The 12,402-nt window shown below is 44.2% G+C and carries 13 protein-coding genes and 1 pseudogene; 10 read left to right on the forward strand and 4 right to left on the reverse strand.

Annotation, left to right across the window (positions count from 1 at the left end):
* Positions 1 to 117 (forward strand): annotated as a pseudogene (locus ACCM36_RS04345) (ArsR family transcriptional regulator); the annotation flags it as partial.
* A 23-nt stretch (positions 118 to 140) separates the two neighbouring features.
* On the opposite strand, the gene ACCM36_RS04350 reads toward ACCM36_RS04345, so the two are convergent.
* The gene (locus ACCM36_RS04350) at positions 141 to 974 is read right to left on the reverse strand and encodes a molybdopterin synthase (RefSeq protein WP_370572513.1); all 834 of its coding nucleotides are present in this window, start codon (positions 972 to 974) and stop codon (positions 141 to 143) included.
* A gap of 153 nt (positions 975 to 1,127) precedes the next feature.
* Here ACCM36_RS04350 and radC point away from each other — a divergent pair, with 153 nt between their 5' ends.
* The 7 genes from radC (at position 1,128) to ACCM36_RS04385 (ending at position 8,249) form a co-directional block, all read left to right on the forward strand.
* The gene (radC, locus tag ACCM36_RS04355) at positions 1,128 to 1,817 is read left to right on the forward strand and encodes a DNA repair protein RadC (RefSeq protein ID WP_370572514.1); all 690 of its coding nucleotides are present in this window, start codon (positions 1,128 to 1,130) and stop codon (positions 1,815 to 1,817) included.
* A 46-nt stretch (positions 1,818 to 1,863) separates the two neighbouring features.
* Positions 1,864 to 2,781, forward strand: coding sequence for a methanogenesis marker protein 11 (mmp11, locus tag ACCM36_RS04360; protein ID WP_370572515.1), 918 nt, complete (start codon positions 1,864 to 1,866; stop codon positions 2,779 to 2,781).
* Positions 2,771 to 4,312: a thiamine pyrophosphate-dependent enzyme gene (locus ACCM36_RS04365; RefSeq protein WP_370572516.1), complete on the forward strand. Its 1,542-nt coding sequence runs from the start codon at positions 2,771 to 2,773 to the stop codon at positions 4,310 to 4,312. Before mmp11 ends, ACCM36_RS04365 begins: the two co-directional genes overlap by 11 nt.
* A 266-nt stretch (positions 4,313 to 4,578) precedes the next feature.
* Positions 4,579 to 5,646: a tRNA-intron lyase gene (endA, locus tag ACCM36_RS04370; protein WP_370572517.1), complete on the forward strand. Its 1,068-nt coding sequence runs from the start codon at positions 4,579 to 4,581 to the stop codon at positions 5,644 to 5,646.
* Between the two features lie 9 nt (positions 5,647 to 5,655).
* Positions 5,656 to 6,105 carry a DUF2209 domain-containing protein gene (locus tag ACCM36_RS04375; RefSeq protein ID WP_370572518.1) on the forward strand — a complete coding sequence of 150 codons (450 nt, stop codon included), beginning with the start codon at positions 5,656 to 5,658 and terminating at the stop codon, positions 6,103 to 6,105.
* A complete protein-coding gene (hflX, locus tag ACCM36_RS04380) occupies positions 6,074 to 7,318 on the forward strand; it encodes a GTPase HflX (protein WP_370572519.1) in 1,245 nt (414 codons plus the stop codon). Before ACCM36_RS04375 ends, hflX begins: the two co-directional genes overlap by 32 nt.
* 259 nt (positions 7,319 to 7,577) lie before the next feature.
* Positions 7,578 to 8,249, forward strand: a complete 672-nt coding sequence (locus tag ACCM36_RS04385; protein WP_370572520.1) for a CehA/McbA family metallohydrolase — start codon at positions 7,578 to 7,580, stop codon at positions 8,247 to 8,249.
* Here the strand turns inward: ACCM36_RS04385 and ACCM36_RS04390 are convergent.
* From ACCM36_RS04390 to ACCM36_RS04400, 3 genes are read right to left on the reverse strand one after another with little or no spacing between them, the layout of a single operon-like run.
* On the reverse strand, positions 8,246 to 8,842 hold the full coding sequence (locus ACCM36_RS04390; RefSeq protein ID WP_370572525.1) for a DUF447 domain-containing protein: 597 nt from the start codon (positions 8,840 to 8,842) through the stop codon (positions 8,246 to 8,248). The two genes, ACCM36_RS04385 and ACCM36_RS04390, sit on opposite strands and share 4 nt — an antisense overlap.
* On the reverse strand, positions 8,836 to 9,810 hold the full coding sequence (locus tag ACCM36_RS04395) for a triphosphoribosyl-dephospho-CoA synthase (protein WP_370572521.1): 975 nt from the start codon (positions 9,808 to 9,810) through the stop codon (positions 8,836 to 8,838). The genes ACCM36_RS04390 and ACCM36_RS04395 overlap by 7 nt, the downstream gene beginning before the upstream one ends.
* Positions 9,807 to 10,940 (reverse strand): methanogenesis marker 9 domain-containing protein, encoded by a 1,134-nt coding sequence (locus ACCM36_RS04400; RefSeq protein ID WP_370572522.1) that lies wholly within the window; start codon positions 10,938 to 10,940, stop codon positions 9,807 to 9,809. The genes ACCM36_RS04395 and ACCM36_RS04400 overlap by 4 nt, the downstream gene beginning before the upstream one ends.
* Positions 10,941 to 11,170: 230 nt before the next feature.
* Between ACCM36_RS04400 and ACCM36_RS04405 the strand changes: the two genes are divergently transcribed.
* Both ACCM36_RS04405 and ACCM36_RS04410 read left to right on the forward strand, forming a co-directional pair.
* Entirely contained in the window at positions 11,171 to 11,377 is a 207-nt protein-coding gene (locus tag ACCM36_RS04405; protein WP_370572523.1) for a hypothetical protein, read from the forward strand.
* 207 nt (positions 11,378 to 11,584) lie between these two features.
* Complete coding sequence (locus ACCM36_RS04410) at positions 11,585 to 12,310, forward strand: NAD(P)-binding domain-containing protein (RefSeq protein ID WP_370572524.1); 726 nt, start codon at positions 11,585 to 11,587, stop codon at positions 12,308 to 12,310.
* Positions 12,311 to 12,402: the final 92 nt, after the last annotated feature.

Consider the following 12,402-nt stretch of genomic DNA (forward strand, 5'->3'; position numbering starts at 1 on the left):
GGCGGGAGTCTCAAAGCTGCAGTGCAGGAAATGAGAAAGGATTCGGAGCGTATCTTCGATGAACTGGAATTCATGGCTGAAGATATTGACCGGAAAATGGGCTTAAAGAACAGATAACTGAGCAGTGCCATCAAATGGTGTTACTTTTCCACGTCGTGTACCCAGAAATCGCCTTCCAGTGTCAACTCTTTTTTCCATACGGGCACTTCTGACTTTAACATTTCAAGGGCATCAGTGAGGGCTATGAATAGTTCCTGCCTGTGGGAAGCGGCGACAACTATGTAGACGATATCCTCTCCAGGCCTGATTGTGCCTGTGCGGTGGTGCATCCTCACATCCAGCACTCCTTCTCTTTGCATCAGGTCATGGCATATTTTTTGCATTGCCTCTTCAGCAACTTTTTCGTACTTTTCAAAATGCAATTCTTTTGTTTCCACACCCTCTGAGAATTGTCTGACAATACCAGTAAATGTACCTATGCCGCCTGCCTGTTTAATTCTGGGGTCCTGCTTTACCTGTTCTATGAGCAGGCCGAGGGTGACCCAGTCCTCCTGCTGCATCACCAGTTGAGCCAGAGCATCGATGTCCCAATCCCCTCTTGCAGGTAGCCTGGACACTATATTTTTAATATCATCGACATTGTCAAGCTCTCCCAATACTATCTTTGGCAGGCTGCTTGTCTTAGCGCCTTCTACTATTGCAAAGTCCATGCCGCTGTCTGCAAGAGCATTCAGAGACTCGCTGAGCGATGGATCCCGTCTCACAAGCACAAGTTCACTCTCTGTAATCGCTGCCACAGCCGCAGCCCCTGCATCGAAGTGTTTACCTGTGTCGGTATTCTCCGGGTTGAACCGATGATGACACATCTGTTTCACAGTACCGACCTTACCCTTTCCGGAAAGGGCTCTGACAAGCTGTGTGACCAGTGTTGTCTTACCTGTTTTCTTGTAGCCGACCACGCTGATGACTTTCATGTACAGTCCTATGCAAATTAATCATATAAAGAGAACGTAAGGTTCGGGATGTTTTACAGGCAGTGGTCCGGGACTGCTCACAATTATATTTAGTTTACTTTAAATTAGAATTATTTCGAACACTTTATTAGGTATGAACTGATTTTGCAGACTATGAGCGATTACAGGCTGAGAATGCATGATATTCCTGTCGATGACAGGCCCACTGAGCGCTTGTTGAAATACGGCCCTGAGGCTCTTTCTACTGCCGAGCTTTTGGCTGTGGTCCTCAGGACAGGAACGCAGAAGGAAAATGTGGTTAACATGTGCCAGAGGATATTCTCAGAGTACAACGTAAAGCAGTTAAGCCAGGCACAAATATCTAAACTTACACAGATACATGGCATCGGGCCCACCAAAGCCGCCCAGATCGCTGCTTTGTTCGAACTTGCACGTAAGCTGGAAAGACATTTGGATGAGCCCAAGCGTAAGATACGTTCACCCGCAGATGTATATTCAATGCTGTACCCGGGTATGCGGGAACAAAAACGTGAGAAACTTGTGGTGCTCTATCTGGACACAAAGAACCAGGTGATCAAGGAGGAAGTTGTTTCCGTCGGCAGCCTTAATTCCAGCATCGTGCACCCCAGGGAAGTTTTTAAGTCTGCGCTCATGGAGTCGTCTGCATCGGTTATTATTTCGCATAATCATCCATCAGGTGATCCCACTCCCAGTAAGGAGGATATAGCAGTCACTGAAAAACTCATCGAGGGCGGAAAAATACTGGGTATTGATGTGCTGGACCACGTTATCATAGGCGATGGAAGATATGTCAGTCTCAAGGACGAGGGTCTTGTCAGTTGAAGGAAAACAAAACATTTAAGGTATTTACTATCAATTAAGCACTCAGATGAAAGATATAGAACTCACTGACCCCTATACAACTCCCTATAGGGGTATATACGCAATATGCGACAAAAACAATGAATATGTAGAGATCGTTGAACATTCCAATTGTTATGGCGGTGCTGCATGGTCAAAGTTCCATTATTCACATTCTCCGCTTATTTTAAAAACAAGGTCCATCGGGAACATGATCAGATACCTTGCAAGGACGGGGACAGCCAAACTTGAACTTAAACCGTCCACTGCAGCTGCAGGCATAGAATCGGTTGTTGTGGAGAGGGATGAGGTCCATATCACCTATGCAGGCCTGGGTGGCGGTGGAGTAGGTGCCACAAAGTGCCGGGCCTTTGCACAGGGTGTTCTGCGCTGCAACTATAGTGAATCAGGAGGAGGGCGTGCAGCGAGGGGTACAGTTGTTGTTCCCAGAAGGGAGCGGGTACTTGTAGGCATTGATGATACGGACTCCAAGGAAAAAGGTGCCACCTGGACTCTTACTCATAATATTGCAAAAGAACTTGATTGCCCTGAGTCTGTCTATCTCTCACATTCCCTTGTACAGCTTTTTCCCGTCTCTGCAAGAACGCAGAACTGCGTATCCACAGTGCTGGAGTTTGGATGTGTGGATGAGAATGCGAAAACAGAGCTGCTTGAAAGTATAAAGGCCGCACTTCTCAAATACAGTGTTTCGGCTGAAACCGGTATGGTGGTGCTCCATAATTTCAGTGCGCGTGAGATATATCCGTATAGCAGGAAGTGCCGCACCGGTGAGCTTACCAGGGAATATGCTATGCAGTACGCTAAGGACAATGATGTGGAGATATGGCTAAACGGCAATGGGGTCATAGGTGCTCTGGCCTCGCTTGCATGGTTCTCAAGGCCGGAAGAGTCCGTCAGGATGGATGCTGAGATACATGACCTATGATGATGCAACCTCGAATGTAAGCGAAGTCACTGGTATAGAAGCTCTTTTTCTTTCTTTGTTCGACAGCAGGATACGACTTGTAACAGGAGTGGCCGGTTATCCGACAACTGTTTTTATGGAGCTGCTTCTTAAGCACAACCGCGAAGGTTACAACGCCTTCTGGATGACCAATGAAAAGGCAGCTCTTGAAAAAGCACTGGGTGCATCTGTTACAGGACAGCGTTCTGTGGTTGTTGTAAAACACGTGGGTATGAATGTGCTAAGTGACCCTCTAATGACTTCTGTGTATCATACTATTGGGGCAGGTGTTGTGATTATCGCAGGAGATGATACTGGCGCGCGGGCTTCCCAGAACGAGCAGGATTCCCGCTATTATGGATGTCTTGCAGAAGTTGCTCTATTCGATCCGGCAACGCCCCAGGGGGCGTATGATTCCATTTTGAGTGCTTTTTTGCTATCTGAACAAGCGAAGGTACCTGTGATCATACGCATAACCGACAGGTTGCTCAACAGTAAAGGATATGTTATCAGGAACCAACAGGATGAATCAACCGCCACTTTTGACAGGGATATCTGGAAACTTACCACTAAAGGGAAACACCAACGATTCCACAGAGAATCTATGCCTCTGCTTGAAAAGGCAGTGCAGACCACTTCTTTGAATAGGCTGGGTTCCGGAGAAGGTAAAATAGGTATCATCTCATCAGGTTATCTTTCGGTTCTGGTAGATGCAGTACTATCAGAAACAAAGTGGGCTGGCTGTTCACATCTGGTTCTACAGATGGTTGCCCCGTTCCCTTTTGACAGAGTACGGCAGTTCATTCGTAAATGTGATATTGTACTTGTGGTAGAGGAGACCGAACCTTACATAGAATCTCATATTGCTGTAACAGGGAAAGCAAGGGGCAAGATGACGGGACATATTCCATATGGCCAGGTGGAGGCTGAGCATATTATTTATGCATTGGATCATCTTGAAGAAAACAGGATAGAAAAGTATACTGAAGTGCAGACTATAAAGAGCAGAGGTGCACGGCCTCTGTGTCAGGGTTGTCCGTTCATGTCCCTTTACAAATGCCTGGCTAAAATGGATGTTATGGTTGCCGGAGATATGGGTTGTTCCATCCGGGCGGCTCCAGAACCGTTACAAGCTGTTGATACGGGGTTTGCCCTTGGTTCGGCTATATCGACTGCCTGTGGTTTTAAGGATAAGGGCATTGCAGTTATAGGTGATTTTGCACTTTCTCATTCCGGCATTGTTGGTCTGATCAATGCTTTGGATTCAAAGGATGACGTTGTTATCGTTATATTGCAAAATCGGATTGCTGCCATGACGGGTGGACAGGAAGCTCCTGACCTGATGCTTCCTGTAAAGGCACTGGTATCAGATACTACCGTTATGGAAATGCCAGTCTATGACGATGAAACTTCAAGTGATGCAGAAATGCAGATACAAGATATGCTTCTATCCAAGTTGTCTCAAAAAGGAGTTTCTGTAATATATCTGTTGGGTAAATGCAGAAAATGCTGAGCAATTGATTGTAAAGGAGGAGGGTGCCCGTTTGTGGTAGGAGGAAGGATTCGGAAAACCCCATATTAAGGCTAGGTTATAGTGTAGGCACCCGATTTAATGTATATAAGTACAAATATATAAACATACTGTATCTTTATTTTTAGATGTGTCACTGTTCGAATCATTTTACTTTATTTTTTTCTTTTTGATTCGGTCCAGCATGGTTAAATAAGATGGTCCGATATTTGGGCGTATAATTCATTTTTTACATTTGGGTGACCTTTTTGATCGGAATACTTGTCAATGACCGGGTTAAAGCGGGTAAACAGGCTATCAATGAGCTGTACAATGTCGGATATTACGGACGCCCTAAAGGCGATAATTTAGAACTTACACTTATTGAAGCTGCATATCTGCACTACAAAAAAAAGCTTGAAATTCAGATCGATGACAGATCTCTGTCATTTGAGGAGTTCTTTACGGAAGCATCAAAAAGACAGCATTATTTTGATCTAAAGTACATAGTCTATAAAGACCTGCGGGAAAGAGGTTTTTATGTCCAGCCCTCTGTGACGGATTTCAGGGTATATCCAAGGGGAGGGCATCCGGGAAAGACTCCGGCAAAGTTTTTTGTGCATGTCATTTCGGAGCGTATTCCTTTGCCCCTCAGGGAGCTTCTTATGTCGCTGGAAGCTGCACATAACGTGCATAAGACAATGATACTGGCTATTGTTGACGAGGAAAGCGACATTACTTTTTACGAGATACGGAAAGTAGAACCTGCAGGAGACGTGAAATCCATTGAGGAGACGATACGGGGTATACGTGGAAGGTCTACATTCCTTGAAGACCGCGTGGTAGTCTGGGACAGTGATGTTTCCCGTTCATTGCATGCTGAAGGTTTCTACGGACAGCCTCTTGATGTGGATCGCCTGCAGTTATCCCTTGTGGAATCGGGCTATCTGCTTAAAATGGGTGTACTAGGGGTTGGCGATATGTCCGGTACCTCCTCAGCTCTTGCATTTGATGAATTTGCTGCAAAGGCATCTGTTATTGAATCAGAATTCATGCTTAAGTACACGGTATATGAGAACCTAAGGGACAGAGGTCTTGTTCCAAAAACAGGTTTCAAATTCGGCAGCCATTTCAGGGTGTATCTGAATTTCAAGTCAGTGGATAAATTGCCCCACTCGGAGTATCTCGTTCATTCAATATCCGAGGACTATGAGTTCATGCTCCCGGTGATGTCAAGGGCAGTGCGTCTGGCTAATAGTGTACGCAAAAGAATGATATATGCCGTACATGATAACGTCCAATGTACCTACATTGACATCGGTAGGATTAAAATGTGATCGATACAAATGTTCGATATAATTGCCGTGGATATTTCCGGGAGACATATAGAAAATGACGAATACTTCTTGGTATGCGCAGCTGTATCATTTTCTGTGTCGCCTGACCATATAGATAAGACCCATCAGGTGAATATCCGTTACTTCACAAACAGTACTGCCCCTGAGCTTACTGATGTCGTCGAAATGGTCGAAAAGACTGTCGAAGGGCTTGATCCGAAGAGTATGATCGTAATGGAGGCCGGGGATATGTTCAACAGGCCGCAGTGGCTGGTTGCAAGCATGTTCTCCCGGGGTTTCAAATATCAGGAATCACTAAGTGAACGAAGGGCCATAGAAATATCTCATCATATTTCGGTGAGTGCCAGAAGACTACTTAAAATGAAGTGTGCCAGTAGTCTTCATTCCAATGCAGAGGATATTACACATGAAAAAAGTGATAGTGGTACAGAGGATTGATCCGGGTAGCGATGAGCTCAAAAATAAGCGACAGCTCGCCGAGTTAAAGGATCTGGCCTATGCTGCCGGTTATTCTGTAGTGGGGGAGATCATTCAGTCCCGTTATCCGGATAAGAAATACCAGTTCGGTAAGGGCAAAGTCCAGGAACTTGCATTGGAGGTGGAATCCCTAAATGCCGACAAAGTGATCTTCTGCAATGAACTGAGCAGTATGCAATTGTACAACATCACGGATATATGTAAATGTGCGGTCATTGACAAATTCCAGCTTATCCTTGAGATATTTGCGCTACGGGCTACCACAAGGCGTGCCAAGTTGCAGGTGGAGCTGGCAAGGCTGGAATATGAGATCCCCAGGGCAAGGATCATTGTGTCCCATCTGAAAAAAGAGGAAAGGCCGGGCTTTATGGGACTGGGGAGTTACGAGGATTCCTACGAGCAGGACATTAAGGGCAGGATAGCCCGCATAAAGGATGAGCTAAGCCATGTACAGAGTCACAATGAATCCCTGCGCAGTTTCAGGCATGCTCACGGTTTTTCCCTGGTCGCGCTTGCAGGCTATACCAACGCCGGAAAAAGTACGCTGTTCAATACACTCATGAATGAGGGTGTGGATGTGGCTGACATGCTTTTCACAACGCTCTCGCCGATCGCCCGCTCAATGGATGTCATGGGGCGCAAAGTGGTTCTAACCGATACAGTAGGTTTTATAGAGGACTTGCCTCACTGGCTTATCGATGCCTTCCGTTCCACCCTGAACGAGATATTCTTCGCCGATATCATATTGCTTGTAGTGGATGCAAGTGAGCCTTTGGATATTATGCACGATAAGCTGCTCACCTGCCATGATACTCTGTGGGAGCAGGTGCACGATGCATCAATGATCACTGTACTCAATAAAACAGATCTCATCAGCCGGGAAGAGCTTAATGAGAAAATGGAAGCTCTTGGATACCTTGTTCCCAATCCGGTCCATATCTCTGCAAAGGTCATGGACGGTCTGGATGGCCTGAGGCAGGCGATCAGGGATAAGCTGCCAGTATGGAAAAGGAAGGAAATATCAATGCCTCTTTCAGAGCATTCCATGTCAGTACTTTCCTGGCTTTTCAAAGAAGGGGTAGTGCATTCTGTCAAATATACGGACCAGATTCTCGTGGATTTGGAAGCGAGGGAAGAGGTAATGAACAAGGTAAAATCGTTTTCAGATGTGTAATCAAAATTTGTTACAATTTGTCTTTTATACAGTATACATGGCGACATGTTTAAATAAGATTGAGTATGTTAGTAAATATGCGAACGGGTCTCTTCTCAAATGTACCACCAATCCTATCCAACCACCCAATACACAACTCCTTTACCCGTTCGCTTGTTCTTTATATTCAAAGAACCTTTGTCTTGTTCTTATAAGTTTTGGTTCCATTGCAGTAAACTGATACCGACATTTTATAAGGGATCATTTTTAATGTGATCATATGAAATTTGACCTGCATGTCCACACACGTTTTTCAAAAGACAGTGATGCAGATATTGATGAGATCATCCTCTATGCTAAAAAGAATGGTCTTGATGGTTTTGCAGTATGTGACCATGATATTACTGAAGGCGGTCCTTTTTCTGTGCAGCGGGCAACTGAGCTCGGATCGGATCTTGTGATAATTCCTGGTGTCGAAATAACTACTTCCGAAGGTCATCTGCTGGTGCTGGGTATAAAAGAAAGTATAGAGCCAGGCCTATCGCCAGGTGAAACCATACAACGCGCAAGAGCGCAGGATGCGGTGGTAATATTACCCCATCCTTTCAAGATCACATCTCATGGTATTGGGTATGTGGCAGGTCTTGACGTGGATGCTGTGGAGGTTCTGAATTCTCGCTGCCTAACAGATGGTCCCAATAACAAGGCACGTGCCGCAGCAACTTCTCTGGGTCTTGCTCAGGTTGGCGGCAGTGATTGCCATGTGCCTGAAATGGTAGGCATGTCATATACTGAGATCGATGTGCAGGAAAGGTCATCAGATGCCGTCCTTGATGCTATCCGGCAGGGCAAGGTAAAACCGGGTGGTAGCAAAACTCCAAAGGTCTTTGTGATACGCCAGATGATGGCGAACGCACAAAAGAGGATAACTAAAATACTTAAGCTGGGTTAAAGAAAGGTATGCAATAGCTTAAGAGCTTCTTTTTCTTTTTCCCCGCCACACTTGTTGATGATATCCTCGTAGAAGTTTATTAGCTTGAGATATTTCTCTTCTCTGTTGATCTTATAGCGTGTGGCATGTATGGTCGCTTCGATGATCGCGTTCAATCCTCTGTTAGGTGCTTTTGGGTAGAATGAGTTTACATGTCCCCGCAGTGGTCTTAGTTCCACAATAAGGGCTTCCGGTGTTATTTTTGTATTAATGCACTCAAAGGCCACCCAACTCTGGGCTTCCTTAAGGACTGGGAACTCTCTCCAAGGGGAAGATATGGTTTCAAGATCATCGGGTTTAACATCGGAAAAAGTGTACCTGACAAATGCGACAGGGTCGTTTGTCACATTAGCAACAAGGAAATTCTCTGCCAGAATATTTTGATATGTCCTGGAACCTTTGAAAAGCCTTATAAGGATAGTATCCTGCTTTCTGATGATGCCCATTGGAGCTGCGTTGGGAGACCAGCCATGATGTGTTGTAACAATGGTTTCAGATATGCCTTCAAAGAGACCAAAGTCCTCAAGTTTAATTTTCTTGCTTTCTGTCAGAATCTCATTCCTCCAAGAAGGGAAATAAAAAGCCCACCTATCGTTATATCAGCTGTAGAACCCGGGTTGATGTTCCTTTCAAGCAGATCTTCATCGAAGTTCCGGATCTCCGGTAATATATTTCCCATATTATTTCCAGAGTCTTCCAGTTTATAAATTATTCTCCCTGCCTTTGCAGATACTTCTTTGGCTGTGTGCCTGTCAAATTTTGTCTCGATGAATGTATCCATGTCAGCAGCAAGCATCTTAAGAAAAGCGTAAACTATAACATGATTGATCCTGGAATTCCCCGAATGGATAAATGTACCTTTGCCTTCCATTTCTTTTGTAAGTATTCGGGCACATTCTGCACACCGGGTAAAACCAGATGTCCACTCCTTTGCAATGAGGTCATAAGAACTTGATATTTCCATTAATTGAAAAAGTGTTGTACAATTCTTTTCAATATCCTCGATAGCTTTTGCATCGGACAGGTCGAATTCGTCCACCTTGCGCACCTTGACACCTGCAGGTCCAAAGGACATGTAAATTTGTACTGCGTCTTCTACATCTGTTTCTTTAACAATGTTCAATGCTTCTTCGGTGAGTGTTTCAGGTGTGAGTTCCTTACAGTTCCGAATAAGTTTACCTGCTGCCATTGCAAGGGGAAATAAGAGCAGAAAAGCACCAAAATGCGTATTTCCTCCTTTCTGCCAGGCTGTACTTTCAAGCACGGCCTTATGGACAGATCGCCCTATCCCGTGTTCTATTCCCGCCGCTTCCTCCAGTATTGGGTATACTGCGACAGAAGATGCAAGAAAATGCTCGAAAGTAGTGTCCTCATAATCGTGATCCCTGTCTATATTTCCGGGTTTAGGGTGGGCAGATACTTCCAGCAGCATGGCAAGCTGGGCACACCTTGCCACATAGGATGCTGTGTTTTCCCCCGAAGCCTTGCTAAGCTTCTCTTTTGTTCCTTGTTTAGTCTTCATTTGCCAATAACCTTGGGATGGTCGAGGATGTAATCTGCAAGTTCTTTTTTGAGTTTCATATATTCAGCATCGGTAAGTCCAATGGTTTCGAGTACCCCATCTCTTAATGGACACATTTTGCTGATCTTACAGCACCAGACAAGGCTGCCAAAACAGGTACTATCTCCGTATTCAAGAAGTGTTCCCTTTGCAAATTCCATCTTAATGTCAGCGAACTCTTTTGCAGAAATCCCTATCTTTTTTATATTGGAATGTACCGGACACGGCTTAACCGGAAGGCAGCAGAAGGCAAGGCCACGCAGGTCCCCTTCTCCTCTGCATACGTGTTTAGGTGCATTGTACCATCCCATCTCCTTCTGAAGGAGAGTTACTTCCTTTACCAGGAGGGTTATCAGGAGTGGGTCTTCCATTACTCCTCTTCCTACAGAAACTATGTCTGCACCTCTGGTGAACATTTCTTTTGCGATGTCGAAATCAGTTATAGAGTTGTTACCTATCAGGAGGAGCCTCGTGGCATCCCTTATCTTCCTGATGGTTTCCATATCAGCACCTGATCCTATCTTCATAGCATCAACGTGAAGTATGTCAGCACCTGCGTCTTCAATAGCCTTGGCCATTTTGACATTGTCTATTACATTGGCGCGCACCTTCACCGATAAGATCACTCCGGTAGCTTTTACCTTACGGATGATGTCCTGCAGCTTTGGAAGATCATACAGTAGTGCCTCCCCTACATCTATTTTAGTCATTTCAGGCTGTCTGCAGTGTGCATCTATCTCAATTATTGCATTTGCATTCTTGGCTATTTTGGCAGCTTCTATCAGTGGCTCCAGTGTGGAGCTTCTAACATTGATGGCAACGATACTATCGGTATTGATGGCTTTCAGTTCATTCTCTATAAGTTCTAATGGTTCATCTGAAATGAACTCTTCCCGGCCTCTTTTTACTATTTCGGCTGCTGCCTGCTTTGTTGCAGCATCCAGGTTATATCCTCCAAGTATCACAAGCCCCGCATCTTTTGCGAATTCATTTGCAAACCGGCTGTCCGTTATTCCTCCCATAGGTGCAAGAGCGATGGGATTCTTTAAAGAAAGATTTCCTACCTTTATATCAAAAAGATCATCTGACACGTTTTTCCCTCTGATTAACGTGATTTAACTAGTCTTGCTCAATAATGGTAAGTTCCATATTAATATAACGCTAATATCCCTCAGGCTGGAGATTAGAAGTATTTCATATGTTACGATGCTCTGCATTACTCGTATGTTCCAAAACCATTCATTTATTTCGGGAGCTTAAGCATTATATAGCATAACCACAAAGTTAAATATGTAAATAATTTCCATAAGGGAGGTTAATTATGAAGTGTCTTGTCTGTGGGGAAGAAAGTGATACGAAGTATTGTAGTACATGTGGTAAGGTTATGGATGAGGTTATAAGGCAAGTGGGGGAAAAGCGCTGGAGTTCTATTGACGATTGTTCTTTCATTTACCCCATGGTCCTGCGGGTAGCCAGAGGTGAACTGGGAGTTTATGATATTGTAAGGTCCCTGGATGTAGAGGAATGATTTCAGTTCATGCCTTTTTCTTTTAATTACTTTTATATTTTTGCAAATTTCATTCTTTAATGAGAATCTTAATCTTCCTTATTTTCATCAACTGAGCTCCCATAACATCTATGCAGGCATATTTATATTTTATAAAATGGTATACCCTACAATTCTTCTTCCTCGAATCATATACTTAATATAGTTACGTTGGCAATGGGAATTATCATGAAGATTGCAATAATTGGCGGTACAGGCAGTATTGGGAAAGGTTTTGCCCTGAGATGGGGACAAAAACACGAAGTTATCCTGGGTTCAAGAGAGCAGGAAAAGGCTATCGCTAAAGCAGCTGAATATACTTCTATATTGAAGAGCTATGGTCTTAATGGCAATATAAAAGGTGATCTGAATGCAGCAGCCGCTTCAGCTGCAGATGTGGTTGTCCTTGCAGTGAGATATAGTCAGATGGCTTTGATAATAGAGCAGATAAAACCTGTGCTTGTCGATCAGATCGTCATATCTGTCGTTGTGCCAATGGAAAAAGGCTTCTGTATGATCGTTCCGGATTCAGTTACCATAGAGGTCCCTACAACTTTTCGTGAAGATTATAAAACAGGCTATTTCTGCTATGTTACTCCTTCTGCAGGAAGCGCTGCACAGGAAATTGCTTCCATGCTGCCCGAAAATATTGAACTTGTGTCTGCTTTCCAAAATGTGCCTGCGGCAAAACTTGCCAATCTTGACGCATATCTTCATTATGATATCGGTGTATGTGGGAACAATATGCACTCCAAGAAAATTGTTTTTGGCCTTGTCAGGGATATTGGTGGCATGCGACCTCTGGACGTGGGTCCCCTGGAGACATCCTCTATGGTAGAATCACTAACACCACTTCTTTTGAATATAGCTATACGTAACAACATGAAAGATGTTGGTATCAAATTCACAGACTGATAATATTCCTAAAATAATATCCCATAGGAATATCTTTTTTAGTCCGGTTACCTGGCTGAAGCTGCTTTATTTGATCCCGGAATTTTAAAAAA

Origin of the sequence: Methanomethylovorans sp., from assembly GCF_041305605.1 — an archaeon.
Classification (GTDB): domain Archaea; phylum Halobacteriota; class Methanosarcinia; order Methanosarcinales; family Methanosarcinaceae; genus Methanomethylovorans.